The organism is Nodosilinea nodulosa PCC 7104 (genome assembly GCF_000309385.1).
In the GTDB taxonomy this organism is placed as follows: Bacteria; Cyanobacteriota; Cyanobacteriia; order Phormidesmidales; family Phormidesmidaceae; genus Nodosilinea; species Nodosilinea nodulosa.
Genome location: NZ_JH976537.1, coordinates 4,002,069 through 4,026,294, shown reverse-complemented (window position 1 = coordinate 4,026,294; position 24,226 = coordinate 4,002,069). Strand labels below are relative to the sequence as shown.

23 protein-coding genes, 1 tRNA gene, 1 other RNA gene and 1 pseudogene are annotated in these 24,226 nt (G+C 58.9%); 10 read left to right on the top strand and 16 right to left on the bottom strand.

What is annotated here, in order from left to right; translation table 11 throughout:
• Positions 1 to 326: 326 nt before the first annotated feature.
• Both LEPTO7104_RS0118645 and LEPTO7104_RS0118640 read right to left on the bottom strand, forming a co-directional pair.
• On the bottom strand, positions 327 to 824 hold the full coding sequence (locus LEPTO7104_RS0118645) for a hypothetical protein (protein ID WP_017300102.1): 498 nt from the start codon (positions 822 to 824) through the stop codon (positions 327 to 329).
• A 143-nt stretch (positions 825 to 967) separates the two neighbouring features.
• Positions 968 to 2,164, bottom strand: coding sequence for a Coenzyme F420 hydrogenase/dehydrogenase, beta subunit C-terminal domain (locus LEPTO7104_RS0118640; RefSeq protein WP_017300101.1), 1,197 nt, complete (start codon positions 2,162 to 2,164; stop codon positions 968 to 970).
• 378 nt (positions 2,165 to 2,542) lie between these two features.
• On the opposite strand from LEPTO7104_RS0118640, the gene LEPTO7104_RS0118635 reads away from it, so the two are divergent.
• Positions 2,543 to 4,654 carry a serine/threonine-protein kinase gene (locus tag LEPTO7104_RS0118635; protein ID WP_017300100.1) on the top strand — a complete coding sequence of 704 codons (2,112 nt, stop codon included), beginning with the start codon at positions 2,543 to 2,545 and terminating at the stop codon, positions 4,652 to 4,654.
• A gap of 5 nt (positions 4,655 to 4,659) precedes the next feature.
• On the opposite strand, the gene LEPTO7104_RS0118630 is transcribed toward LEPTO7104_RS0118635, so the two are convergent.
• The 6 genes from LEPTO7104_RS0118630 to gvpA form a co-directional block, all read right to left on the bottom strand.
• Positions 4,660 to 5,130 (bottom strand): gas vesicle protein K, encoded by a 471-nt coding sequence (locus tag LEPTO7104_RS0118630; protein WP_017300099.1) that lies wholly within the window; start codon positions 5,128 to 5,130, stop codon positions 4,660 to 4,662.
• 51 nt (positions 5,131 to 5,181) lie between these two features.
• Positions 5,182 to 5,370: a hypothetical protein gene (locus tag LEPTO7104_RS0118625; protein ID WP_017300098.1), complete on the bottom strand. Its 189-nt coding sequence runs from the start codon at positions 5,368 to 5,370 to the stop codon at positions 5,182 to 5,184.
• Between the two features lie 95 nt (positions 5,371 to 5,465).
• Positions 5,466 to 5,813: a gas vesicle protein GvpJ gene (locus LEPTO7104_RS0118620; protein ID WP_017300097.1), complete on the bottom strand. Its 348-nt coding sequence runs from the start codon at positions 5,811 to 5,813 to the stop codon at positions 5,466 to 5,468.
• A gap of 13 nt (positions 5,814 to 5,826) precedes the next feature.
• Positions 5,827 to 7,257 (bottom strand): gas vesicle protein GvpN, encoded by a 1,431-nt coding sequence (gvpN, locus tag LEPTO7104_RS0118615; RefSeq protein WP_017300096.1) that lies wholly within the window; start codon positions 7,255 to 7,257, stop codon positions 5,827 to 5,829.
• The gene (locus LEPTO7104_RS37155) at positions 7,254 to 8,465 is read right to left on the bottom strand and encodes a hypothetical protein (protein WP_155523692.1); all 1,212 of its coding nucleotides are present in this window, start codon (positions 8,463 to 8,465) and stop codon (positions 7,254 to 7,256) included. The genes gvpN and LEPTO7104_RS37155 overlap by 4 nt, the downstream gene beginning before the upstream one ends.
• Before the next feature lie 296 nt (positions 8,466 to 8,761).
• On the bottom strand, positions 8,762 to 8,980 hold the full coding sequence (gene gvpA, locus LEPTO7104_RS0118605; RefSeq protein ID WP_017300094.1) for a gas vesicle structural protein GvpA: 219 nt from the start codon (positions 8,978 to 8,980) through the stop codon (positions 8,762 to 8,764).
• Positions 8,981 to 9,283: 303 nt separating this feature from the next.
• Here gvpA and LEPTO7104_RS0118600 point away from each other — a divergent pair, with 303 nt between their 5' ends.
• Both LEPTO7104_RS0118600 and LEPTO7104_RS0118595 read left to right on the top strand, forming a co-directional pair.
• Complete coding sequence (locus LEPTO7104_RS0118600; protein WP_017300093.1) at positions 9,284 to 9,754, top strand: tetratricopeptide repeat protein; 471 nt, start codon at positions 9,284 to 9,286, stop codon at positions 9,752 to 9,754.
• Positions 9,755 to 9,823: 69 nt separating this feature from the next.
• Complete coding sequence (locus LEPTO7104_RS0118595; protein ID WP_026072841.1) at positions 9,824 to 11,173, top strand: glutamine synthetase family protein; 1,350 nt, start codon at positions 9,824 to 9,826, stop codon at positions 11,171 to 11,173.
• Positions 11,174 to 11,245: 72 nt separating this feature from the next.
• On the opposite strand, the gene LEPTO7104_RS0118590 is transcribed toward LEPTO7104_RS0118595, so the two are convergent.
• The gene (locus LEPTO7104_RS0118590; RefSeq protein ID WP_017300091.1) at positions 11,246 to 13,015 is read right to left on the bottom strand and encodes an ABC transporter substrate-binding protein; all 1,770 of its coding nucleotides are present in this window, start codon (positions 13,013 to 13,015) and stop codon (positions 11,246 to 11,248) included.
• Positions 13,016 to 13,375: 360 nt separating this feature from the next.
• On the opposite strand from LEPTO7104_RS0118590, the gene gvpF reads away from it, so the two are divergent.
• Positions 13,376 to 14,110, top strand: a complete 735-nt coding sequence (gene gvpF, locus LEPTO7104_RS0118585; protein ID WP_017300090.1) for a gas vesicle protein GvpF — start codon at positions 13,376 to 13,378, stop codon at positions 14,108 to 14,110.
• A 22-nt stretch (positions 14,111 to 14,132) separates the two neighbouring features.
• On the top strand, positions 14,133 to 14,375 hold the full coding sequence (locus LEPTO7104_RS0118580; protein WP_017300089.1) for a gas vesicle protein GvpG: 243 nt from the start codon (positions 14,133 to 14,135) through the stop codon (positions 14,373 to 14,375).
• A 7-nt stretch (positions 14,376 to 14,382) separates the two neighbouring features.
• Here the strand turns inward: LEPTO7104_RS0118580 and LEPTO7104_RS0118575 are convergent.
• A tRNA-Gln gene (locus tag LEPTO7104_RS0118575) sits at positions 14,383 to 14,454 on the bottom strand.
• A gap of 298 nt (positions 14,455 to 14,752) precedes the next feature.
• Between LEPTO7104_RS0118575 and LEPTO7104_RS34485 the strand changes: the two genes are divergently transcribed.
• Positions 14,753 to 15,991, top strand: a complete 1,239-nt coding sequence (locus tag LEPTO7104_RS34485) for a DUF3095 domain-containing protein (RefSeq protein WP_017300088.1) — start codon at positions 14,753 to 14,755, stop codon at positions 15,989 to 15,991.
• Between the two features lie 41 nt (positions 15,992 to 16,032).
• Here LEPTO7104_RS34485 and argJ read toward each other — a convergent pair whose 3' ends face one another.
• The 5 genes from argJ to minC all read right to left on the bottom strand — a co-directional run bounded on the left by argJ (position 16,033) and on the right by minC (position 20,129).
• Entirely contained in the window at positions 16,033 to 17,274 is a 1,242-nt protein-coding gene (argJ, locus tag LEPTO7104_RS0118565) for a bifunctional ornithine acetyltransferase/N-acetylglutamate synthase (protein WP_017300087.1), read from the bottom strand.
• Between the two features lie 75 nt (positions 17,275 to 17,349).
• Positions 17,350 to 17,754: a (2Fe-2S) ferredoxin domain-containing protein gene (locus LEPTO7104_RS0118560; protein WP_017300086.1), complete on the bottom strand. Its 405-nt coding sequence runs from the start codon at positions 17,752 to 17,754 to the stop codon at positions 17,350 to 17,352.
• The gene (minE, locus tag LEPTO7104_RS37150) at positions 17,747 to 18,202 is read right to left on the bottom strand and encodes a cell division topological specificity factor MinE (RefSeq protein ID WP_017300085.1); all 456 of its coding nucleotides are present in this window, start codon (positions 18,200 to 18,202) and stop codon (positions 17,747 to 17,749) included. Before minE ends, LEPTO7104_RS0118560 begins: the two co-directional genes overlap by 8 nt.
• Before the next feature lie 70 nt (positions 18,203 to 18,272).
• A complete protein-coding gene (minD, locus tag LEPTO7104_RS0118550; RefSeq protein WP_017300084.1) occupies positions 18,273 to 19,073 on the bottom strand; it encodes a septum site-determining protein MinD in 801 nt (266 codons plus the stop codon).
• Between the two features lie 108 nt (positions 19,074 to 19,181).
• The gene (minC, locus tag LEPTO7104_RS34475) at positions 19,182 to 20,129 is read right to left on the bottom strand and encodes a septum site-determining protein MinC (protein WP_017300083.1); all 948 of its coding nucleotides are present in this window, start codon (positions 20,127 to 20,129) and stop codon (positions 19,182 to 19,184) included.
• A 135-nt stretch (positions 20,130 to 20,264) separates the two neighbouring features.
• Between minC and ssrS the strand changes: the two genes are divergently transcribed.
• From ssrS to LEPTO7104_RS0118530, 4 genes are all read left to right on the top strand, one after another.
• Positions 20,265 to 20,448: non-coding RNA, 6S RNA (ssrS, locus tag LEPTO7104_RS38475), on the top strand.
• A gap of 241 nt (positions 20,449 to 20,689) precedes the next feature.
• Complete coding sequence (locus LEPTO7104_RS0118540) at positions 20,690 to 21,943, top strand: M16 family metallopeptidase (RefSeq protein ID WP_017300082.1); 1,254 nt, start codon at positions 20,690 to 20,692, stop codon at positions 21,941 to 21,943.
• A gap of 97 nt (positions 21,944 to 22,040) precedes the next feature.
• Complete coding sequence (locus LEPTO7104_RS0118535; protein ID WP_026072839.1) at positions 22,041 to 23,324, top strand: M16 family metallopeptidase; 1,284 nt, start codon at positions 22,041 to 22,043, stop codon at positions 23,322 to 23,324.
• Between the two features lie 183 nt (positions 23,325 to 23,507).
• On the top strand, positions 23,508 to 23,870 hold the full coding sequence (locus tag LEPTO7104_RS0118530) for a hypothetical protein (RefSeq protein WP_155523691.1): 363 nt from the start codon (positions 23,508 to 23,510) through the stop codon (positions 23,868 to 23,870).
• Between the two features lie 146 nt (positions 23,871 to 24,016).
• On the opposite strand, the pseudogene LEPTO7104_RS41740 reads toward LEPTO7104_RS0118530, so the two are convergent.
• Positions 24,017 to 24,226: pseudogene (locus LEPTO7104_RS41740) on the bottom strand (IS110 family transposase); the annotation flags it as partial.

Below are 24,226 nucleotides of genomic sequence, written 5' to 3'. Positions count from 1 at the left end.
GAAAACGGGCGTGCTCCATTGGCCGTGTAAAGGCCAGTAAACGTCGTGGGCACTTCTACGGAAGCGACCAGCGTTTACCTACTAAAATACCCAGCTATTGTAGCGGAGCGATCAGGGCTGTAAAGTCGTTTGACCAGGGGCCTCGATCGCTGGCTATATTTGTGACCTTCCTCCCAATACGCCGGAGGCAGATGAACGGATTCAGACGTGTGCACCTAGGCTTCTATCTTAGTGAGAACTTTATGATGTGCACTGAGTATTTTTTCGATACTTAATCAAATTCGAGTAACTTTACTACCCCAGTGGGCGGTTATATACGTAGACCGCTAATCGCTGATGCCCGCAATTTTCGCTAAGGCTTGGGCATAGGCTTCGAGGCCATTCCTGAGTTCACTAAGCTCTTGACGCAGAATAGGCTCTAGCTCCCACCCCTTCTCATGGGCAACGGCACTGACCCCCTGGGGCTTTTGCGCTTCCCACTCTTGCAGAATGGGGTGCCATTTGGAGAGAAAGGGGCGCAGACCGTGGTTGAGAACAGCGATCGCGATACCCCCTACAGATTCCTTTGAGGCACCCACCTTCGGGCCTGCGGTTCGCAAAACCTCGCGGGTAGAGCCGAATAGGCTGTAGAGCGAGTTGAGGGCTTCTCGCACCAATCCAGCGTCGGCATCAAGGGGCTGTACAGCAATGCGCGTGACTAATTCGACATAGAGTTCCCAGGCGGCAGAGCGCTCAGTGGTGTCGGGCTTCCATTTGGCCGCGCCAATACCCCAGGGCAGGCTAATGGAGACCTCTGTAAGCTGAACCGCATCAAATTTGGCCATGGGAACAGGGAGAATGTTTGGGGCCTATTATATAGCGATCGCTGGCTCAAGGCCTGAGCATTGTGCGAGCTATCTCTAAGGAGTAATCAGCCTTTGATGCGAGAGTCTTTGGAATTGCGGCATCTTTTTTGCGCAGCCTCTCGTCAATCGGGCAGCTTGTACTGGCCGACGATGCGCTTGGCGAACTCGGGCACGTGGGCGGCCAGCTTTTGCGGATAGTTGCGCTTCACGTACAGGTAGTTGCGGGTGAAGTGGGAGTCGATGGAAAAGCGGGCGTACTCTAACCCCTTGGGGCCGATACGCTCGATTACCACGCCCATCAGCTTGGCCGCCCACATGGGCAGCGTGACGGCCTTATCGTAGGCGGGAATGCTCTGCTGCACGGCGGCCTTGCGATCGCCCTGGGACATCACCGGCTGGGTATCAAGCTGATCCATGACGGTATCTAGCATTTGCTGGCCGCGATCGTTGCGAACGACAATCCACTGCCAGCCAAAGGGGGCACCCATGTAGCCCACCACCAGGTCGGCCAACCCATTTACGTAGTCAAAGCAGCTCATGCAGGAGGGGGCGAATACGTCCTTGAGCTGGTTAGTCTTGAGGCCAAAGAAGGGTACGGTTTCAGTGGATCCGTCTTCGTGCTTGAAATGCACCCGAAAGTCTTGCATAAACTCGTAGTGCACTACCGTATCGGGCGATCGGCTGGTGGTTTCAAGAAATTTCTGCAGGCCCGCCCGGCTGACGTTGTCTACGCAGGGGGTGCCCAGCACGTAGAGCTGCTCTAGCCCGAGCTGCTTTTCGATCGCCCGCAGCGCCTGAATCTGACACCCCACCCCGATCACCAGCAGCCGCTTCATGCCCGACTGCTCGACCTGCTCTAGCACCGACAGGTTGGGCGACAGCGTGGGCTTGTTGACCCGCGCCGCCAGAATTTCTGCGGGGGTGGTGGCCAGGATGGGCTGGGGCTGAAAGCGATCGCGTTCTGTATTCTGCACGCACACCACCCCTTCTACCAGGCCCCGGCTGAGCATCTCAATGGCAATGGTGCTGACAATGCCCGTCCACTGCGCCCCCTCAATGGGCTGCTGCTTGCGGGCGGCCATCATGTCCTGATGAACGCCAAAGTAGACCTCATTGTCGGTCTCTAAATCGCGGCTGCGCCCGTGGCTCTGCTGCTCCAGGGTAGGAAACTGCTGATTGAGAAAGGCGCAGGCCTCTTTGACGTAGTGAATGTAGTAGGTATCGCAAAAGCCGCACTCGCTACAGAGTTCTTTGGCGGGGCGGGTGGCCCCTGGGCGCAGGGCTTTGGCTTTGTTGTGGGGAGGCTGGGCCAGGGTCATAGGGGCGGCGGTGAATTGCTCAGTTAAGGACTGTTCTTCACCATACCGCACGGGTTTGGAAGGATTGGCGCGATCGCCCTATATTGTTACGAAATATAGCGCTGGCCGTGGGGCTGGGCCGGGTATCTGGTGCCCAATGCCCCACGGTCGGGAAAAGGTTTAGAGGGCGATCGCCCCACAGACTGCTACAAGACTACCTATGCCACCGCTCCCGCCGTTAACCCAGGGCCAGTAGCTACTCGCCTGCAGCCGCGTAGTTAGCAGGGCATCCACGCCCTGGACTACGGGCAAAATCCCCCCTCTCCGACCGATTGCAGGTTAAATGGAAGTGGGCATAAGCAAAAGCTATGCCTCTGCATCCCTGGGTTTACCGCTGTGATGATCTGCTGCCTCAATCCCCACTGTGCCCAGCCCAATCACGCCACCCTGGCCGAAGTTTGCCCTACCTGCGGCAACCCCCTAGAAGCTCGGCTAAGAGGCCGCTATCGCCCGCTCAAACTCATTGGCCGCGGCGGCTTTGGGCGCACCTACTTTGCCCTTGATGCCGATCGCCTCAACAGCCGCTGCGTGATTAAACAGTTTGCGCCTCAAACCCAGGGCACCAAGTCCTTTCTAAAAGCGGTACAGCTGTTTGAGCAGGAAGCCGTGCGACTCCATGAGCTGGGGGAACATCCGCAAATTCCTACCCTGCTGGCCTACTTCGAGCAAAATAAGTACCTCTACCTGGTGCAGCAGATGATCCAGGGGCGAACTCTGCACCAGGAAATTGCGGCCCAGGCCGCCTACAGCGAAGGCAGTCTGCGCCAGCTGCTGGAAGATCTGCTGCCGGTGCTGCACTTCATTCACGAGCACGGGGTCATTCACCGGGATATCACCCCCTCCAACATCATTCGCCGCAAGGTTGACCAAAAGCCAGTGCTGATTGACTTTGGCGTGGCCAAGCAATTTAGCGAGGCAATTCGCTACGAGCCAGGCACCCGCATTGGCACCGAAGGCTACGCCCCCATCGAGCAGTTGCGCAGCGGTCAGGCCTACCCCTCTAGCGACATCTACAGCTTAGGAGCGACTTGCCTGCACCTGCTGACCGGCTGCAAGCCCGAAGACCTCTACAGTCCCCAGGAGGGACGCTGGCTGTGGCAGGAGTACTTACAAAACCAGGGCCGCACAATTCTTCCCGGTCTGGCAGCGGTGCTCAACTGTATGACCAGGGATCTGGTCAGCGAGCGCTACCAAACCGCCAGGGATGTGTTAGACGATCTGCAACGCCTGCCCAAGCTGGAGGGCACTGTGCCGGGCTGGGTTTCTAGCCAGTCGGGCCAAAACTTATTTACAGGGCTAGATTCTCCCCGTCTGAGTGGACCGGGGCAAGGCGCAGGCTTAACGATGCCTACGACATCGCTGCCCAATGCCGCTGAGTCAGCAGAGCCTACATCCAAACCTGTGTCAAAGCCAATTTCAGGCCCGGTGTCGGGGCGACCGGTCTCCAGGCCTGCCCAGCCGGTTGTTGCTAGCGCCCCTAGCTCTAAGCCGCCCAGTTCTAAACCCGTTAGCTCTAAGCCCGTTAGCTCTAGGGCACCTGGCTCTGGCGCGGCGATCGCAGGCGGCGGCTGGCAGCTGGTGCAAACCCTGACCGGCCACCAATCGTGGGTTACCACGGCGGCGTTTAACCCCCAACAGCCCATTCTGGTCAGCGGCAGCCTCGACGACACCCTGCGGGTTTGGAACTGGCAGTCAGGGGATTTGCTGCACTCGATCAAGGGCCATGCCCGGGGGGTGAACGATGTCGCCATCGACCGACGGGGGCAGATGCTGGTCAGCTGTGGCGACGACGCCACCATCAAGGTGTGGAACCTGGGCGATGGCACCTTGCGAAACACGCTGAAAGGGCACATGCGGGATGTCACGGCGATCGCGTTAGGCAGCAGCGGCAACCTGCTGGCCAGCGCCAGCGAAGATGGCACCCTCAAACTGTGGAACCTCAGCCAGGGCACGCTGCACAAAACCCTGCCCAGCTTGGCAGGCATGCTCAAAACTGTGGCCTGGGCCTCGGCAGACCAGCAGCTCGTCAGCGGCGGCCTCGACAACACCATTCGCCTGTGGAATGTGCAAACAGCCGCCGTCATAAAGACGTTCATAGGCCACACCAACACCGTAAATCAGGTGGCGGTTAGCCCCGACGCTAGGCTCATGGCCAGCGCCAGCAAAGATCGCACCGTCCGCCTGTGGGACTTAGCCACTGGCGCTCTGCTACAGACCCTCCAAGGCCACACCCAGGAGGTCAATACCGTGGCTTTTTTGCCTGACGGCAAACGACTGGTTAGCGGCAGCGGCGACGGCACCCTGCGCCTGTGGAACAGCTCCAATGGCACCATTCAAGAAACTCTGTCGGCTCACATAAACCCGCTGCATCGGGTGGCCGTGGAGGCCAGCGGCACTGTCATCGCCAGTGCCAGCGCCGATAAAACCATTAAGCTGTGGCAGTGGCGATAGGGCTACTAAATTGGTTTGGAGGTCAGCACCAGTCTTAGCTTGGCGTGGATCAAGTTGAGCCGAGCCATACCCAAGTCCACATCACCTTCAACCACTACGCCGGTATCGAGCAGGCGATCGAGCAGTTCTAAAATAGTGGGGTTCTGGTTTTTTTGGCCGGGGTAATAGTTGCCTTCTTTGGGCAGCAGGGTGCCAATTTCCCCCAGGTCGATATTCAGGTCGGCGGGGTCAACGTCAAAGATTTCGCACATAGAAACCACCTGCTCTTCCAGCTTGCGCAGGCTGTCGGCGGCCCGTTCCAGGTCGTCGTCACTGAGATCGCCCGATTCCATCCGGCGGATCACCTGGGCTTCCATGAGCTGGCGCACTAGCTCAATGACAGTGAGCAAAAGCGGCGCTAGGCCCGCGTCAGTTTTGGCGGGGGGCTGTAGCGCCAGGCTGGGCAATAGGTCTGGCTCGATGTTTTCGGGGGTCATGGCCTCAGTCTAGTGCATCTCAGAGGTGGCCTTGAGCCCTGTCAGCCAGAGCTAGAATCGATTTTGCCACTGGTGCTGAAGCCACTGGCGGCGGGCTTCTTCGGCCTGGACACGGCTTTGGTGGTGACCCATGCGCCCCTGATCCACAGGACGATTGCCCTGGCTGCGGCTGGGCACCGAACGAAAGCTAGGAATCGTACGGCTGCTAGCAATATGGCGTGGAGTGCGGAGGGTTAACATGGCGATTTCCAAAATTTTTTTAAGCCAACATCCAGACAAAGAAACCCGATTTCCAGGAAACCGGGCTTTGAATCGAATCTAAAAACATCCCAGGTTTAGCTTGTAGACTCGGCGGGTCGCAGGGCCTTGAGTTCGGCCTCTAGGGTCTCTAAGCGAGTTTGGAGCTGCTGATTAGCCTCCAGCAGCTCGTTGGTTCGGCTACTCAGATAAGGATCGCTCTCCCACCAGTTAATGCCGATTTCTCGGGCCTTATCAACGGATGAAATAATCAAACGAATGCGAATGCTCAGGAGTTCGGTAGACCCAACGGAAACCGAAATATCGCCAGCAATCACAATACCTTTGTCAAGCACCCGCTCGATAACATCCACCAGGGAAGAGCCCTGAGTAGCCGTAGACATGCTGCGGCTTTGGGGGCGGGGGGCGGGGGTGGAGGAAGTCACAGCGGTATTACCTTCAGTTAGAACTCAGCTGATAGCCCTGGAGCTGCCCGTCAGTTTCCTGCTTTTCGATCAGGCCCTGATCGAGCATCGACTTGATCGCGTTGACGGCCTGAAAGCGGTTTAAACCCAGGGCTGATTCGATGTTAACGAGAGAGACGGTGCCCGTCACATCCAAATAGTCAAAAATCCGGGTTTCGATGTCGTCGTTGAGGCTAGCGTCGGTCTGGGGAATCTCTGGCTCAGCGGGAATCTTAACCGCAGCAGGTGCTTCTACTAGGGCTTCAGGTACTTCCACGATGGCTTCAATCTGAGTTTCAGGGACAACTGCCGGAGCAGGTTCCTCAGGCTGGGGAGCTCGAACTTCGGGGATAGGATCTCTGGCTACTGCAAGTTCATCGTTGACTAAGCCAGGTTTATCACCGACAACAACATCTTCAATGGCAGTTTCGACGAGGCTCTCAAGGGGAACTACTGGGGCGTCATCCTCTTCTTCACCGTGCAAGCGGGCCGCAGGCTGAACCTGGGGCTTGAGGGTGAGATCGTTGACCAGTTCGGCCTGGGAAACTACGAAGCGGTTAAACAGGTTCCACAGGTGACGGGTGGCATCGGGGGCGGGTTCTTTAGAACGGGCCAGCAAAATGTCGCTGCACACGTCGCGAAAGTCGGCGTTTTCGGCTAAGGGCAGAATGCCGTGATCGTGACAGATGGTGGCAATCATCAGGCTGGGGCGCAGGCTAGAGACCATGTCTGGAGCGGCTGACGCCTGGAAGGCCTTAACTAACTGCACAATTTGCAGCGCGGCGGAGCCGTCAATGCCGACTTTTTGAACCAAAATTTGCTGCTGGGCCAGCTCGTCTGGCTCGGGCATGTTGATAGTGATCAGACGGTCTTGAAGGGCGTCCTGGGTGCCGTGGACACCGCAGTACTCTTCGGGGTTGGAGGTGAGAATGGCGCGGAAGTGAGGGCTGACGCGAATGTACTCGGCCCGGTTGTTGCTGGGAGGCAGCACCAGCAGCTTTTCTTCGAGGGCCGACAGCAGCACGTTGTTGACCTCGGGGCGCGATCGGTTGAACTCGTCGTACACCATGGTGAACCCTTCGCGGCAGGCCAGGGTAAGGCGCGAGTCGATCCAGTTGTGGCGCAGCTCGTCTTCCACCTTCATGACGCTGTGGATGTAGTTATCGACCACTTTTTTGCGGGTGTAGCCCGACTGGTTGCCGATCAGATCGGAGGTTTTAAACTCATCATCCCCAAACAGCAGCATGATTGGGCGAGCCAGCAGATCGGCCAGGTGCAGGGCCAGGGTGGTTTTGCCGGTACCAGCCGGTCCTTTGAGGTGAATTGAGTAGCCCGATTGCAGGTATCGCAGGGCTCTCAGGGTGGTTCGCTCCAGGGTGGGGGTAGAGACGAAATTGCGGGGGCGGGCTTGTAGAACAGTGTTCACAGAACGGCTTCCTCTTGCACGAGATAGGTACGGTCTTGCTTAACCACAAGGTCTTTTTGAATGAGGGATTTCAGGGTATCTACAGCCTGAAATCGATTGATGCCCAGCTCTGTTTCAATTTCGCTGAGTCGGGCACCCTGAGCCAGGTGCAGGTAGTTGTACACCACCTCTTCAAGGGAAGGGGGCTCCGGAGCAGGGGGCGGAGCGACGGCCACCGCAGCCAGGGCAACCGGAGCCGTGGCGGTGGCGACGGGCATCGAGCGAGCTGCCGCTGCGGTGCGGGCGGGGGGTACCTTGGTAGCCTCGGCTTTGGCCGGAGCCGTTTTAGCCAAAGCGGGTTTTGATGGAGCGGGTTTTGCCACCGCTTTGGGTGCGGGCTTAGACGTAGCCGCTGTCCGGGCCGGGGCTGAGGTTACAGCAGGCCGAGTTGCGGCGGGACGGGTGATTGGCGCAGCGGCAGGCTGGACAGCAGCATTGCCGCCCCACACCAGGTGGGAGAGCTGCGCTCGCTGGGCCTGGAGCTGGTGGCGAAAGGTACCCAGTTCGTCAAACATAGCGTCTACGGAATCGGCCAAAGCCTGGCGATCGCTCTGCCGCTGTTCCTGGTTGAGCACCGCCGCCTGCTGGCGCACTGTGGTCAAATCCTTTAGGGTGGCCTGCACCTGCACCTGTAGGTCTTCGACATAGGCGGTGAGCTGAGGCAGCAGTTCGGCCCGCACCATGGCCTGCTGCTGGCGATAGCCAGCCCGATCGACTGCCGTTTGGGCCTGGATGTCAGCCACCTGCTGCTGCACCTGGCGCAGTTCCTGGGCAATCTCTAGGCGCAGGTCGCTAACGGTGTTCTGAAGCACCTGACAATCGTATTCAAGCTGCTGTCGTACCTCAGCGGCGTTGATCTGGCGATCGGCCTGGTAGTTGGCCAGCAGTACTTCAGTATCGGCCTGAAGCTGTTCGACATAGGCTTGGCGAGCCTGCTGCCGGGGTAGAATTGCGGCCTCGCGATCGGCGGTTGTTTGGGCTAGCCACAGCGCTGTATTGGCGCGCAAGTCGGCCATGAGTTGATCGAGGTCTTGACGCAGCTGCACAGCGTGGGTCAGCCGGTCAGCCTGCCAACGACCCAGGTCAGTAGAAACCTGGTCGCGCCGGTTAACCACCTCACTCTGGCGCAGCTGTCGTGCGGCTTGCCACTGGTCATAAAGTGCTGTCACAGGACTGCTCTCCCTTGAGTAAAAATGAAACGCTATGAAGAGTATGGAGGTTTTTTTGGAGCGGCAAAGAGAGAAAATCGCGCGGTGATAAGAACTTTTTACCAGGCCCTAAAACCAAATTATTTTTGAGCAGCTTGGTACAATTTTGGAGCGTTTTTCTGAAGGTTGCCGACGGCGAAACCGCCGTTAACAGTTGATATAAAAGATGTTGGCTTAATCGGGACTATGGGGCAGCTAGCAAAGGTTTGGCCCAGCATTCTGCTGCCCCATCAGATAGCCTAGAGCGAAGGTGACTTCTAAGCGGCGGGCACAGCGGCTTGGGCGGTCAGGCCAACGGCCTCAGCATACTTGAGGTAAGTGTCAACAGAGGCGATCACAACGCGGGCTTCAATGGCCAGCAGTTCAATACCTACCAGGGAAACGCGAACCCAAGCATCTACAACGATGCCTTTGTCCAGAATGCGATCGACAACTTCAGCCAAGCTAGAGGAAGAGTTTACTTTTTCAACAGCCATGATTTTGGACCCCTAAACAATTAATGTGTTCAATGAAACTGCAAGAAAATCTCCTGTGGATACACCCGGTTGCCACTGCAAAGAAGCGGTAGAAACAGCCCTGGTGTTTAGGACTTATCCCTTGCACATTTGTATTCTGCCCATCTGCTTAGAACAGCTCACAACTTTAAAAAAATCAGTTCACTTATTGTTACTTGCAGCGCTTTGTGGCCGAGTCAAAAACGCCAGAACGCCTTAGGACAGCTAATCTCAGCTAGGATGCTAGATAATAAAGTCGCAAGGCTACGGTTAGGCAAAGGCATGATGGATGACTCAACCCTGGAAGTGCTGCTGCAGAGCCTGAAACAAGATGACGAATATCAGCGGGAGTTAGCCACAGCGGCCCTGTGGCAGCGCTGGTTTTATCAGAAGGGAAGCGTAGGCAACCAGCGGCTGCAAGCGGCCCAAACTTTGGTAGATGGGGGGCAGTTCGAGGCAGCAGAGGCGCTTCTGTCAGATCTGGTAGCTGAGCTACCGGACTTTGCCGAAGCCTGGAATCGGCGGGCAGTGCTCTACTTTGTGCAGCACCGCTACCTAGAGGCTATGGTCGACTGCCAGCGGGTCATTGAACTGGTGCCCTACCACTTTGGCGCACTCCACGGGCTGGGACTGTGCCATGCTGCTCTAGGGCAGCATGAAAAGGCCATTCAGGCGTTTCGGGGCGCTCTGGCGGTGCAGCCCTATGCCCTTACGAACCAGCGGCTGATTTTGGAATGCACGGCGCAGCTGAGCTGAAAATTTGAGATATCTGGGTGTGTTCAGATGCCGTCAGAGTTGTTTTAGAAACTTTAGATAGAGTTTGTTATGCCTGAGAGCGCTCCTACTGTTTTGGCCAGTTTGCTGGAGGGCGATATCCGTTTCTTACGGGTGGTGTGGTGCGATAACGGCAATGTCATTCGCGGTAAGGCCATCCATATCGGTGCTCTCAATCGACGGTTAGAGGGCGGTGAAGACTGTGCCCTAGGCCTATCGGCGGCGCAGCAGGCGATTCCGGTGGTGGCGGATGCGGTGGCCCCCGGCAGCGGCTTAGGACCGGTGGGGGAGGTCTGGCTGGTGCCCGACTGGCGCACGGTACAGGTTCTCCCCTATGCACCTGGGCAGGCGCGGGCAATAGGAGAAATGGTAAAAGATGGGCAGCCCTGGCCTTGGTGCTCGCGGCAGTTCCTAAAGCGCATGGTGCAGCGGTCGGCAAATCTGGATTTCACCGTTAAAGCCGCTTTTGAGCCGGAGTTTTATTTGCTGCGGAAGGAGGGAGAGAAGATTCTCCCGGCTGACACTACGCCGTTTGCCACGACCCTGGGGATGGATATGCATCAGGAGGTGATTGGGGCGATCGCCGCTGCCCTCGGTGCCCAGGGCATTGCCGTTGAGCAGTACTACCCTGAGTCGGGGCCGGGGCAGCAGGAGATTTCCGTGCGCTACACCGATGCCCTGACCGCTGCCGATCAGCACCTTGTCTACCGTGAAACCGTCAAGGCCGTGGCTCACCGGCATGGTTTAATCGCCTCCTTTGTGCCGAAGTTGTTTGACACCCACGCGGGCAGCGGCTGCCATCTGCATCTCAGCCTGTGGCAAGGCGATGTTAACCTCATTCCTGACGACAGCGGCGGCCTCTCTGCGATCGCGCAATCCTTTGCCGCCGGGCTCTTGCACCACTTGCCAGCGCTGATGGCGATTACGACCCCTAGTCCCAATTCCTACCGTCGCCTGCGGCCCCACTGCTGGAGCGGGGCCTACTGTGCCTGGGGCATGGACAACCGGGAGGCAGCACTGCGGGTGCCGAGTAATCCGTCGCCGCCCAGCCCAACCCATTTGGAACTCAAGACGGTGGATGGGGCCGCCAATCCTTATCTGGCGCTGGGGGGCGCGATCGCAGCCGGTCTGGACGGGATTGCCCAGCAGCACTCCCTCCCCAGACCAGTGCAGCAAGACCCCGGTGCACTGTCGGAGGAGGAAAGGCGCGATCGCGGCATCGCCCTGCTGCCCCAATCTCTCTCCGCAGCCCTGGCCGCCCTGCAACAGGACAGCGTACTGCTAGACGCCCTCGGCGAACCGCTAGCCCAAACTCATCTGGCCGTGCGCCAGGCTGAGGTAGCCGCCATGGAAGGCATGACCCTGGCGGCTGAGGTGGATATGCTGCTAGAGCGCTACTGAGCCTGCTGCTTGCTTGCTCTACTCCCAGCGCCCAAGGCAGTGCTATGCCCAAGCCTCGCGAAAACGCCGCCCCTACTCGACGGTTAGCTCCTGAATATTCCACAGAGCGCCGCCCAGGGCGGTGTACTTGACCCCCTGCACGCGGTTGCGCACGGCGGTCAGGGACAGGTTGTTGATGAGGTAGGTAAAGGGCAGGTACTCCTGGGTAAGCTGCTGGGTTTCTTTATACAGCTCAAAGCGCTTGTCTTCATCGATGATCTGGGCCGCTTCAATGTAGAGGTCGGCGATCCGACGCTCCCAGTCGGCGGCTTGCCAACCCTCCAGCGGGTCCTGACCAGGGCCTGCGTTTTGGTTAAAGGCGTGGAGAGCGCCGTCGAGCAGCCACACGTTGGCCCCGCCGTTGGGTTCGGTGCCGCCGGTCAGGCCCAGCACCAGGGCTTCCCATTCCAGGCTGTCGGTGAGGCGATCGACCAGGGCATTAAAGGCCAGGGGTTGAAAATCAACCTGAATACCCAGCCGCGCCAAATCGTTTTTGATCTGTGCCCCAATCGATTCGCGAATTTTGTTGCCGGAGTTGGTAATCAGAGCAAACCGCACCCGGTTGCCCGCCGCATCCAGCAGTTCCCCCCCGCTGTTGTACTGAAACCCGTCGGCCAGCAGCAGTTCCTTAGCTTTTTCGGGGTTGTAATCATAGGTGCGAATACCCATTTCCGGCGGGGCAAAGAAGGGGCTGGGCACCGAGATCGGCGAGGTTTGGGGTTGCCCTAATCCCTGGAAGATGTTGTTGACCATGGTCTGGCGATCGATGCCGTAGGAGACAGCCTGGCGAAAAGCCACGCTGTTAAACCAGGCCGATCGCACCGGGTCTACCAGAGGTTTGCCGTTGCGGCTGGCCCGGTTGAGGTTAAAGGCAAAGAAGTTTGTGCCCATACCAGGGCCGCCATTGTAAATCGTAAAGTTGCCCCGCTCCTCCTCCCGTTTGAGCAGCGAGAAAAAGTCGGGCTGCACGCTCTCCATGTCTAGACCGCCGGAGCGAAACTGGAAAAAGGACGTATCGGTAGAGCTGACAATCTGCCAGACAACCTGCTCGATGTAAGGCTGAGGGTTGCCCTGGTCGTCTTGCTGCCAGTAGTAGGGATTGCGCTCAAAAATGACCCGCTCACCAGAGATGTATTGGGCCAGGCGGTAGGGGCCATTGCAAATGATCTGGGCCGGAGGCGTGTCGGTGCCCCAGGTAGATAAAAACAGCGGTTTGCCCTGGGCATCTTTACCCTCTACCGCAGGCTGGAGAATATGGGCCGGAATAATTTCTAGGGAGGTGTTTTCCAGCATCGGGGCAAAGGGCTCGGGCAGCGTAAACTGCACCCGGCGATCGTCTACTTTGCTGACTTTGGGCAATAGGCCCTGAGTGCCAATGCGAAATCCATCGCGGCTGTTTGTCGGAATGTCGGGGTTGAACAGGGTGTCGTAGGTAAACACCACATCGTCGACGGTGAGGGGTTCGCCATCGGACCAGCGCAGACCATCGCGCAGGGTAAACACCAAGATTTTGCCATCTTCAGAGATCTCCCAGCCCTCGGCCAGGGCGGGCACGGTTTCGCCGGTAATCCCGTCGGTGGTGGTCAGCCCCTCAAAGGTAAAGCTGAAAACATTGGGCGACTCCTGGCTCAGGATAGGGTTAAAGGTTTTGGGATCGCTGAGCGTGCTGAGCACCAGCCGAGGCACATCGGCGCTGGCCTGGGCAAACCGGGCGGGGTTGCATCCGGCGCTGACCAGGCCTACAGCCAGCACCAGCAGCAGGGCCACAACCTGCTTTCCCCAAGTTGCCCAGGCGCTCATCATCGGCCAACGATTGGTTGCCCCAGGTACAATGGCCACGGTTGCTAGTCTCCCTATCTGCCAAGACAATGCCTCAAACACTATAGCGATTAACCCCCAGGGATTTACATCCCAGAGATTTGACCGGCGATGCTCGTCCCTGTGCCCTCCTCAGCTGGCCAGTCGATGGGATGGTAACGGGTCAAGGGGGAGCGGGCCTGGTTTGGCGCTATTGCCGATGCAGGCCCCGCCGGAGTTAGAGCTATACCCAAGGCAATGGGCCAACGTGAATCGATGGGGCGATCGCAGCCCCTGTCGAAGAATCCCGAGGTTTGGGGCACCCTAGAGGCATTCCCCCCAAGAGACGCCCTCCAGAGACGACCTATGGCTGATCGCTACTACTTGTACGGCATTTTCCCCGCCCCTGGCCCCGTTGAGCTCCCCTTAAACGGCTTAGATGAGCAGGTGGTGCAGACCCAACAGCTGGGCAATTTCACGTTTCTGTATTCCATTGCCTGCCAGAAACGCTACCTGTCGAGCCGCAAAAACCTGCTGGGCCACGAAAAGGTGCTGGAAGCCGCTATGGAACAGGGACACCGCACCCTGCTGCCGCTTCAGTTTGGCCTGATTGTAGAGAGCTGGGAACAGGTGCAGGAAGATCTGGTTATCCCCCATGCCGAAGACCTGAGCCAGCTGTTTAATCGGCTTGACGGCTGCCGCGAGGTGAGCGTTAAGGTGCAGTGGGAGCCATCTACAGAGCTAGAAATGATGATGGCCGAGGACGCCGACCTCCGCGCTCAGCGCGACCAGCTTGAGGGCACCCAGCTGGGTATGGAGCAGGTGATCTTCATTGGCCAGCAGATCGAGGCCGCCATGGAGGCGCGCAAGCAGGGCATTGTTGAGCAGTTCCGCCAGGCCCTGACTCCTTTGGCAAAGGACGTGCTGGAAAATGCGCCCCAAACCGACGTTATGATCTACAATGCCGCCTACCTGATTCCGTGGGAGAGCGAAGCCCAGTTCAGCCAGGCCGTCGATGCCATAGACAGCACCTTTGGCGATCGCCTGCGCATTCGCTACAACAACTTCACCGCCCCCTACAACTTTGCCCAGCTCAACTAGCTGCCCCTAAACCGCTAAAACTATGCTGCTGAAACTTCTATTTGCCCCTGTGCTGGGCCCCATTGAGGGGGTGAGCTGGGTCGCCAACAAACTGCTGGAGCAGGCCGATATTGCCACCAACGACCTGGAGAGTCTGCAAAAGCAGCTCTTGGCCCTACAGCTCTCCTTTGATATGGGCGAGCTGTCTGAGGAAGATTTTGAAGCACAGGAGGAGGAAATTCTCCTCGCCATTCAAGCCATTGAGGACGAAGAAGACGAAGATTGACCTGAAACTGGGGTGCTAGGATTCGAACCTAGGAATGCCGGGACCAAAACCCGGTGCCTTACCACTTGGCGACACCCCAACGCTTTCGCTTTGATAATATAGCAGGTCGAGCCGCGCTACTGTCAAGATGACTTAAAAACTTAGGCTGCATGCTGTCTCTTCCCTCTCCAGAAACAGCATGGAGGCATGTCACAGTGACGTCACAAAGACGTGATACGAAGAGATTGGCTGGGGTTTGAAGACAGTATACAAAGATCTGGTATAGCTCGGGATAAGTCTCCTGATGGAAGCAATCTGAGCTTCACAATGAGAGAGACGGGTGTGCTACTCAGGTTGATTTAGCTAATCGTTACTATCAGGTTTTGGCCTGGCTTTCCATGGCTTCTGACCAGTTTTATGCTGACTTGCCGCCTCTAGAGCAATTTTTAGAGTTAGCCAACCCTCGCAACTACGTCGAGGCTCCCCAGGACTGGTACGCCCTGATTACCGACGTGGTGTCCTCGGGCCAGGCGATCGCTCGGGGTCAGTACAAAGAGGTGAACGTGCTGGGGGCCAGCTCGATTATGGCAGTGCTCAATGCCGCGGCTCCGCTGGATGTGCCCTTTGTATTTGGGGGGGACGGAGCGCTGCTGCTGGTGCCACCCTCGGCGGTGCATGCGGCTCGGGAGGCGCTGCTGGGCATTCGGGCGCTAGCCCACGACTCCTTTGGCCTCGATTTGCGCGTGGGCATTGTGCCCCTGGCCGTGCTGGAGTCTAAGCAGGCGGTGCGGGTGGCGAAATTTCGCCTCAGCCCCACCTACTGTCAGGCCAGCTTTATCGGCGGCGGTTTGACCTATGCCACCGACCTGGTGAAAACAGACCCGGCTTATCGGCTGAATGTACCTGGCGATCGCGCCGTCGCCAATCTGGCTGGACTAGAATGCCGCTGGCAGGATATTCCTAGCCCTGGGGGACATACCCTGAGCCTGATCGTAGCCGCCCTGCCCAGTGGCGGCTACGTGAATGAGTTCCTCTACAGTGAGGTGTTAGAGACTATCCAAAGCATTTACGGGGAGGGGGACAGCTACCATCCCGTATCCCTGGCGGCTCTAAAACTATCTTTGAACCCCCAGCGGCTGAAGGCGGAAGCTAAGGCCAGAGCATCCAGCCCGCAGTGGCGCGATCGCGTAACCTACACGGCTGGGGCCTATTTGGAGAGTCTGTTGGGCCTGGGCCTGATGCGGTTTGACGTGCAGGCCGGCGGGGTGGAGTGGGGGCGCTATAAAGCTGACGTCCGCGCCGCCTCCGACTATCAAAAAATTGACGATATGCTGCGCATGGTGATTGCCGGCAGCCCTGCTCAGACTGAACAGATTGTGGCCTACCTGGACGATCGCCTGGCCCAGGGGCATCTGGTCTACGGCGTTCATGTTTCTAACCGGGCGCTGATGACCTGCCTAATTATGGACCGGCGCGATCGCCACTTTCACCTCATTGATGGAGCCGACGGCGGCTATGCCCTGGCCGCTGAGCAGCTCAAGGCCCAGCTCCAGGGCAAAGCCCAAAACTGGCAGACCTACTCGCGGCTGGCCCACCGCCGTCATCAGCTGGCGCTAAAGCCAAGGAGGCCAGCCTAGGGACAACGCCAGCAGCCCCGCCGTGGAGCGATAGCGTGGGGTTACGTCGTGTATTCGGCGTTAATTTTGACGTAGTCGTAGCTGAGGTCGCAGCCCCAGGCCTGTCCCTTACCGGGACCATCGCCCAGGGTGACGTAAATAGCCACGGTGTCGGTCTTCAGGTATTCGCCCTGGGTGGCTGCGGTCAGGTAGGCGCTGGCGGCGGGGCGATCGAAGGCCAGGGGCTGACCGTGCTCCATCAGCAGAAAGTCGCCCAGCTGCACCCGCAGATCGCTCTGATCGAAGGTGACCCCGGCCCGCCCGGCGGCGGCGGCAATCCGGCCCCAGTTGGGGTCATGGCCAAAAATAGCCGATTTCACCAGGGATGATCCGGCGATCGCCCGGGCAACTTGGTTAGCGGCGGCGGTATTGGCGGCTCCGCTAACGGTGACTTCGATCAGGCAGGTGGCCCCTTCGCCGTCGCGGGCCACGGATTTGGCCAGGTACTGGCACACGGCGGTTAGCATGGCCTCCAGCTGGTCGGCCTCGGCGCCTTCGTCGGTGATGGCGGGGGTGCGCGACTCGCCGTTGGCCAGGGCAATCAGGGTGTCGTTGGTGCTGCTGTCGCCGTCCACGGTGATCTGGTTAAAGCTGCGATCGGCGGCGCGGCGCAGCATGTCTTGCCAGAGGGTGGGCGACACGGTGGCGTCGCAGGTGACGAAGGCCAGCATGGTGGCCATGTTGGGGTGAATCATGCCGGAGCCTTTGGCAATGCCGCCGATGCGCACAGGGCGATCGTGGATGGTGGTTTCCATGGCGACAACTTTAGGCACCAGGTCGGTGGTAATGATCGCGCCAGCGGCGGCATCAGAGCCGTCGGCAGACAAGCTCTCAACCAGGGTAGGAATCCCCGCCTTCAGCTGCTCCATTTTGATTCGCTGGCCGATCACCCCGGTGGAGGCGATCAGCACGGCGTCGGGCGACAGGCCCAGGGCCGCACCGAGGGAGGCCGCGCTCTCAACCGTGTCAATCCAGCCCTGGTTGCCGGTGCAGGCGTTGGCCTGGCCAGCGTTGACGAGAATGGCGCGGGCGCTGGGGCGGGCCTCAAGGCGCTGACGGCAGTAGTCGACGCAGGCGGCGCGCACGTGGCTGGTGGTAAAGACGCCCGCTGCGATCGCCTCACAGTCTGAGTAAATCAGCGCCAAATCGGGCGATCCAGAGGGTTTAAGCCCCGCCGCAATGCCCGCTGCCTGAAAGCCCTTGGGCGCTGTAATGCCCCCCTCAATCACCCGCCACTCTGCCATGTTTTTGTTATTCCATAGGTGCTGCCGGGGATTATAGCAAGCTCTGTGAAGATGATTCTGGCTCGGAGTATCCGATCAATCTCTGGTATTGGGCAAGGGATGCTGCAAGAAAGCAAAGTCTTCGACCACCCGACCGCCGATCAGGTGCTCTTGAATAATGCGCTCAATCACCGCTGGGGTGGCGCTGTGGTACCAAACCCCGTCGGGGTAGACCAGCAAAATTGGCCCCTGGTGGCAAACCCGCAGGCAGTTGGCCTTGGTGCGAAAGACCGATGTAGGCCGCTGCGCCGTGGGTCGATCCAGGCCCAGTTCTTTTAGCCGGTTTTTAAGGTAGTCCCAGGCGACAATGCTCTCGGCTTTGTCACAGCACTTGGGCTTGGTCTGGTCGGCACAGATCAAAACGTGGCGCTGAATCGTGTCTAGGGCCAGGGCGTCTACGCAGGCCGCCAGGGAAGCGCAGGCGTTGGGAAGGTTACTCATCGGTGGCGGCGGCGGGTTCTGCGGGCTTGGGTTCGGGGGAGGCAGATTCGGTGGAGGCAGGTTCGGTGGCAGTGGATTCAGCGGGCTCAGGTTCCGCCGTCTCAGGTTTGGGAGCGGCAGCAGCGGTGGTCTCGGAGGCAGATTCAGGCCCAGCGGGAACTGCGGCTTCGGCGGTAGGCAACTCGGGGCGAACCCGGCGAATGGGCAGGTTGGCGATCAGAGCGGTCATGCGCTGGTCGCTTTCGAGGGTGAATTCCAGGTGCTCTTGGTCAAGCTCGACGTAGCGGGAGACGACTTCGAGAATTTCCTGGCGCATTTTTTCGACCACTTCGGGGGTCAGATCGGCGCGATCGTGGGCGAGCACGAATTGCAGGCGCTGTTTCACCTCAACTCGGCTGGAGAGGTTGCGGTTGCGGTTAAACAGCTTGTCAAGAAGTTCGCTTAGCATCGGCGCTGGGTAGAGACAACATCAAACACCACTCGGGAAAAGAAGGGATAAAGAACCTGGTTGGCAGGCGCTAGCTGCCCCGCAGGAAGCGCCGCAGGCGACTGAACAGATCGTCGTGGGTCGCCGTGAGGTCAATCAGGGGCACCTCTTCACCCAGCAGGCGACGGGCAATGTTGTTGAAGGCAACCCCAGCCAGGGAGAGCTGTTTTTCCAGCACCAGGGGTTCGCCCCGGTTAGAAGAGACGATCACCCGCTCGTCGTCGGGCACGACTCCCAGCAGGGGCACGGCCAGAATATCGAGCACGTCACGAACCGACATCATCTGGTCTTCCTGCACCATTTTGGGCTTGATGCGGTTGATCAAAAGCTTGGTGAATTTGACATCGTTGGCCTCTAGCAGCCCAATCACCCGGTCGGCGTCGCGCACCGCCGAAATTTCGGGGGTGGTGACGACGATCGCCTCCTTGGCCGGGGCGATCGCATTTTGAAACCCCATCTCAATCCCCGCCGGGCAGTCGATCAAAATAAAGTCGTGGCTGGGGGCCAGGCCCGCCACCAGCGCTTTCATCTGCTCGGGAGTAATGGCTTCTTTGTTGCGGTTTTGGGCGGCGGCGAGCAGGCCCAGGGTGGGCTGGCGCTTGTCTTTGACCAGGGCCTTATCGACGGTGCAGTCGCCCGCCAGCACATCCAGGGCGGTGTAGACAATGCGGTTCTCTAGGCCCAGTAGCAGATCGAGATTGCGCAGGCCAAAGTCGGCATCGACAACGGCGACCCGCTGATTGCGCTGGGCCAGGGCCATGCCCAGGTTGGCGGTGCAGGTGCTCTTGCCAACACCCCCTTTGCCCGAGGTCATTACGATAATGCGAGTCATGGACGAAACCAACTTTCCCTAAACAACCCGTTCAACTCGACGAAAACAACCGTTAATAATACGTCATGCCCGCAGGCTAAGAACCCCAAAGTTTAGCGATCTGCTCAACTAAAAGGCGTCGGTGGGCTGTGCCCCCTGCCCCAGGGTGGCATCGAAGTGCTGGCGGGCAAAGGCCTGGGCCTGGGCAATGCGGATGGCGCCGTCGCCCACGTAGGCCACCTCGGGCAGGTATTGGGTGCTGGGTCCATCGGGGGCGCGGGCCACCAGATCCGCCAGGCGCAGCTGGGTGGGCTGCATTTGCAGGGCCATGATGTAGCGATCGCGATCGCCCCCCGACCCCGCATGGGCCGTCCCCCGCAGCCGTCCCCAGACGAGAATATCGCCGCCTGCCACCAGCGAGCTGCCCGGATTGGCGTCCCCCAGCACCACAATGGTACCGGGGTGGCGAATTTCGACTCCCGATCGCACCGTGGTTTGCAGGTATAGCGGTTCGGCCAGGGGCTGGCCGGGGGCCGGAGGCGACTGCACCAGCGTGTCTTCGGCCCCTAGCTGATCGACGGAGTAGCCTGCGGCCACCGCCGCCATGGCGGTTTGGCGGCGGCTGGTCGCCACCCGCTTGAGGGTGAGCTGGGCGGCGGTGAGCACGTCCTCCAGCGCCTGGAGCTGGCGGGCATCGAGCAGGCGATCGCGGGCGGCCAAATGCACCACGGTATTGGGCTGCCAAAAGGGTTCGCCGCCGTTGAGCCGCTGTTTGAAGTGCTGCAACAGCTCTCCCCAGGCCAGGGCACCGCCTTCGGCCTCGATTTGTGGCCCGCTGGGCAGCAGCAGCACCAGGTGATCCCCATCGCTGCGCAGCCGCAGCTGGGTGCGGGGATCAACAGGAGGGGCAGGCGCTGGAGATGGCAACTCTGCCGGGGGCAAGCCGTCTAAACTGCCCTCAGCATCTGGTTTTTGTGGGGTATCTGGATAGGCTGGAACCGACGAGTCTGCCAACGGCATATCGGGGTCAACCACAGATTCATTCAGGGCGGTGGAAGCAGAATTGTCGGAAACCATAGAAGCAAGCAGGGAACAAACAACGACGCCAGGCCCGGTGCTGCCATATTAGATCACGGCGGCTGGGATAGCCGGATCGGATCGGTCGGGTTTCCCCTTGCGGTTTGCCCCGGGCTGTTGGTTATAGTGGAGGAGGTCTCACTACGGCGTTGGTGACTACCAACAATGTTTGTCGATCTATGTTTCTTCCGAACGGGAGCCAAGCTGTATCGGCGGCAGTAGACCGAGCTTGTACTCGGAAACTTTAAGCCAGATGCCAAGGCACCCACCTGGTTTTCCCAGGTCGGAAACTGAGGTAAGACGGCGTTGCGGTGAGGCCCTTCGATTTTTTTGACGTTCCCCTGTCCGATTGGACGGGGGAACGTTGTTTATTGGGATAAAGCTATTGGGATAAAACCCAGTCAGGGAGCAGCAAAGTCGGTTTCCAGGTTAGGAAGAATGTGATTTGGCTTACTTGGACGTTAGTATTGACAACATAGCTAGCCCCCAAGCTGAATATCCCAAGGGCTGATCAGGCTAGCTAAAGGATTGCTGAGTATTTTCTCGTAGGGCCTGTGCCGTTGAATTCGGTTGATTTTCCCGCCAGTGTCATTCGTCTGGAGAATGGGCTTACCCTGATCCACCAAGAGATTGCGGCGACCCCCGTAGTGGTGGCCGATGTGTGGGTGAGGGCCGGGGCAATTGCAGAGCCAGCGGAGTGGGCGGGCATGGCCCACTTTCTAGAGCACATGATTTTTAAGGGCACCGACCAGCTGCCGCCGGGGGTATTCGACTACGCGATCGAGACCCAGGGGGGCATGACTAACGCGGCCACCAGCCACGATTACGCCCATTTCTACATCACCATTGCCGCCGACATGCTGGCCCAGACACTGCCCTATCTGGCCGATCTGCTGCTGCACGCGGCGATCCCCGCCGATGAGTTTAGCCGCGAGCGCCAGGTGGTGCTCGAAGAAATCCGCCAAGCTCAGGATGACCCCGACTGGCTGGGCTACCAGGCCATGTCGGAGCTGGTCTACCAGGATCATCCCTACGGTCGCCCGGTGCTGGGCACAGCCGAGATCTTGCAGCAGCGATCGCCTGAAGAAATGCGCTGCTTTCACCAGGCCCACTACCAGCCCGACCAAATGACGGTGGTGATCACGGGCGGCATTGCGTTGGAGCCCACGGTGGCGATGGTCAAACACGCCTTTCGGGGCTTTGCGGCGCCGTCGGCCTGCCCCCCAGCCGCGATCGCCCCGGTGCCCGAACTCCCCGGTGTGCGGCGCGAAATTCTCCACCTGCCGCGGCTGGAGCAGTCGCGGCTGACCATGGCCTGGGTTGGCCCCGGCATCGACCAGCTTGAAACCGCCTACGGGCTAGACCTGCTGGCGGCCATTTTGGCCGAGGGGCGATCGTCGCGGCTGGTGCGCGAGCTGCGGGAAGACCGGCAGCTAGTGCAGGACATCGGGGCCGGGTTTTCGCTCCAGCGGGAGTGCAGCCTGTTTACCATCCAGGCCTGGCTGGAGGGCGACGATGTCGATCGGGTGGAGGCGATCGTGTGCGATCGCATCGACGAGCTGGCCGCTAAACCCATCAGTGATGCCGAGCTAGCGCGGGCCAAGCGGCTGCTGTGCAACGACTACGCCTTCTCCACCGAGGCCCCTGGGCAGCTGGCGGGGCTGTACGGCTACTACGGCACCATTGCCAACGTCGATCGCTGCCTGGCCTACGTGCCCACCCTGCAAGGCTACACCTCAGATCACCTGCAACCGCTGGCCGATCGATACCTCACGCCGTTGCGCTACGTGTCCACTATTTTGCACCCGGCCTAGGCCACCTGGGGCGATCGCCCGGGCAGACTACAGCCTGGGCGGTCTATAGTTAGACTGGCCTACTAATCTGTTCTCTACATAGACTATTTCTTACCCTGTGACAGCCTCCCTTCTTCAAGCGCCTCGCCTGCACCGCACGGTTTTAGCCAATGGCTTAACGGTTTTGGTTTTAGAAAACCCCGTGGCCGACATTGTCTCAGCTCGGCTGTTTATCCGGGCGGGCAGCACCCTTGAAGTAGCCCACCAGGCCGGGTTGGTGAGCTTTTTGATGGGGCTATTGACCAAGGGAACCGAGCGGCTGTCGTCGATGGCGATCGCAGAAACAGTCGAGTCGGTAGGCGCCAGCCTGGGTACCGATGCGGCTGCCGACTACAGCGTCATCAGCCTCAAGACCGTCTCCGCCGACTTCGCCGAAATCTTTGCCCTGGCCGCCACCCTGCTGCGGCAGCCCAGCTTCCCCCTCGACGAAATCGAACTAGAGCGCAAGCTCACCCTGCAGCAAATTCGCTCTATGCAGGAGCAGCCCTTTACGCTGGCCTTTAACCAGCTGCGTCAGGCTATGTATGGCGAGCACCCCTACGCCCTGCCGGGTATTGGCACTGAGGCAACGGTCAGCGCGATCGTCCAGAGCGATCTAATCGACTTTCACCACCAGCACATGCGCCCCGACAACGTGGTGGTTACCATCGTCGGTCGCATTACCCCCGAAGCTGCCCTAGCCCAGGTAGAGCAGGCCTTAGGCGACTGGCCCGTTCTACCTCAGCCCGCCCCGGTCCTAGCCCTGCCGGCGGTGACGACAGCGCCCACCTGCTCGGCGATCGCCCAGGAAACCAACCAGGCCATTGTCATGGTGGGCTACCCCGCCGCCTCAGTCACGCATCCCGCCTACGCGGCCCTGAAGCTAATCAACACCTACCTGGGCAACGGCCTCTCTAGCCGCCTGTTTGTGGAACTGCGCGAAAAACGCGGCCTGGCCTACGACGTGTCGGCCTTTTATCCCACCCGGCTGGGGCCATCGCAGTTTGTGGCCTACATTGGCACCGCCCCTGAAAACGCCGCCACCGCCCTGGAGGGGCTGCGGTTCGAGGTCGAGCGCCTGCAAACCACGGTGCTCTCCGACGAGGAGCTACAGTCGGCCAAAAACAAACTGCTGGGCCAGTACGCCCTGGGCAAGCAGACCAATGCCCAGATTGCCCAACTGCTGGGCTGGTACGAAATTTTGGGCCTGGGGGTCGAGTACGACCAGCAGTTCCAGGATATGGTGGCCGCCGTCACGGTTCTGGATGCCGAAGCCGTGGCCCAGGAGTTCTTCCACAGCCCCTACATTTCGCTGCTGGGGCCAGAGGATTTTGTGGCTCCGGTGGCTGCTGCCCAGGATTGAGTTGAGTTTTAAGTTATAGCTGTCTGCCGTAAACGTTTGTTATGCCGCAAAACACGATCTCTCATGCGACCATCTTTACGTCTTGATGATTCTCAACGCGAAGATGATGACTACGTCTTGTACAAGCAGCTTACTAAAGACATTTGCTATCTGTTTCATGAGTTGTCGGCATACCGTAGTCTAATGGGAGACTTGGACTACGCTGGGGACTATCCAAGGCCATACTGGTTGCTCATCAACCGCATCAATACCGGACAAGATGACGATCGCTTAATTCGATCTGGTATCCTCATTCTCTTTATGGCAATGCTCGACAGTGAGTTTGATGGATCTGGAATATCGATCAGTCAGCACCAAGATGCGATTGCTGAGGCGCTATCAAATTTTGTACCCGAAGATTCGGACATGATTCGACTCTGCAATGTCGTCCTTCATGGTCTTTCGCTATTAAAGAACGGTTGTCAACCTGACGACCGATTCAAGGAAGATTCAGGATGGGCATACAATCAATTTATTCGTCAATACTTTGTCCAGTCTGCAATATAGCGGCATAACGATTTTGTATCGGTCGGCGGTTGATACAGATTTTTCTGCTCCGACGGTCGCTCACTGCCTGACGAACTGCGTTGTTAGGTGGACAGCCATATCAGGTTGGGTTTAAGCCTTGTAGATACTGTTTAGACCGCTGTAGGTCAAGTGTTCTGTGGGACTAATTTAGCGGCGTCAAACTTTTCCCCTGAAGACAACACTCCGTAGATGATGCGGATGAGTTTGTGCATAACGGCACCGACGACTTGCATCTTCTGCTTGCCAGCGGCGAGGAGCCGTTGGCGAAAGGCTTGGATTTCAGGGCAATAGCGAATCATCACGAGGGCTGGGAAATAGAGGGCCTTGCGCAGACG

Coding starts and splice junctions, on each gene's coding strand:
- LEPTO7104_RS0118645 (WP_017300102.1), bottom strand. CDS start 824: ATGGCCAAATTTGATGCGGTTCAGCTTACAGAGGTCTCCATTAGCCTG.
- LEPTO7104_RS0118640 (WP_017300101.1), bottom strand. CDS start 2,164: ATGACCCTGGCCCAGCCTCCCCACAACAAAGCCAAAGCCCTGCGCCCA.
- LEPTO7104_RS0118635 (WP_017300100.1), top strand. CDS start 2,543: ATGATCTGCTGCCTCAATCCCCACTGTGCCCAGCCCAATCACGCCACC.
- LEPTO7104_RS0118630 (WP_017300099.1), bottom strand. CDS start 5,130: ATGACCCCCGAAAACATCGAGCCAGACCTATTGCCCAGCCTGGCGCTA.
- LEPTO7104_RS0118625 (WP_017300098.1), bottom strand. CDS start 5,370: ATGTTAACCCTCCGCACTCCACGCCATATTGCTAGCAGCCGTACGATT.
- gvpA (WP_017300094.1), bottom strand. CDS start 8,980: ATGGCTGTTGAAAAAGTAAACTCTTCCTCTAGCTTGGCTGAAGTTGTC.
- LEPTO7104_RS0118600 (WP_017300093.1), top strand. CDS start 9,284: ATGGATGACTCAACCCTGGAAGTGCTGCTGCAGAGCCTGAAACAAGAT.
- LEPTO7104_RS0118595 (WP_026072841.1), top strand. CDS start 9,824: ATGCCTGAGAGCGCTCCTACTGTTTTGGCCAGTTTGCTGGAGGGCGAT.
- LEPTO7104_RS0118590 (WP_017300091.1), bottom strand. CDS start 13,015: ATGATGAGCGCCTGGGCAACTTGGGGAAAGCAGGTTGTGGCCCTGCTG.
- gvpF (WP_017300090.1), top strand. CDS start 13,376: ATGGCTGATCGCTACTACTTGTACGGCATTTTCCCCGCCCCTGGCCCC.
- LEPTO7104_RS0118580 (WP_017300089.1), top strand. CDS start 14,133: ATGCTGCTGAAACTTCTATTTGCCCCTGTGCTGGGCCCCATTGAGGGG.
- LEPTO7104_RS34485 (WP_017300088.1), top strand. CDS start 14,753: ATGGCTTCTGACCAGTTTTATGCTGACTTGCCGCCTCTAGAGCAATTT.
- argJ (WP_017300087.1), bottom strand. CDS start 17,274: ATGGCAGAGTGGCGGGTGATTGAGGGGGGCATTACAGCGCCCAAGGGC.
- LEPTO7104_RS0118560 (WP_017300086.1), bottom strand. CDS start 17,754: ATGAGTAACCTTCCCAACGCCTGCGCTTCCCTGGCGGCCTGCGTAGAC.
- minE (WP_017300085.1), bottom strand. CDS start 18,202: ATGCTAAGCGAACTTCTTGACAAGCTGTTTAACCGCAACCGCAACCTC.
- minD (WP_017300084.1), bottom strand. CDS start 19,073: ATGACTCGCATTATCGTAATGACCTCGGGCAAAGGGGGTGTTGGCAAG.
- minC (WP_017300083.1), bottom strand. CDS start 20,129: ATGGTTTCCGACAATTCTGCTTCCACCGCCCTGAATGAATCTGTGGTT.
- LEPTO7104_RS0118530 (WP_155523691.1), top strand. CDS start 23,508: ATGGGAGACTTGGACTACGCTGGGGACTATCCAAGGCCATACTGGTTG.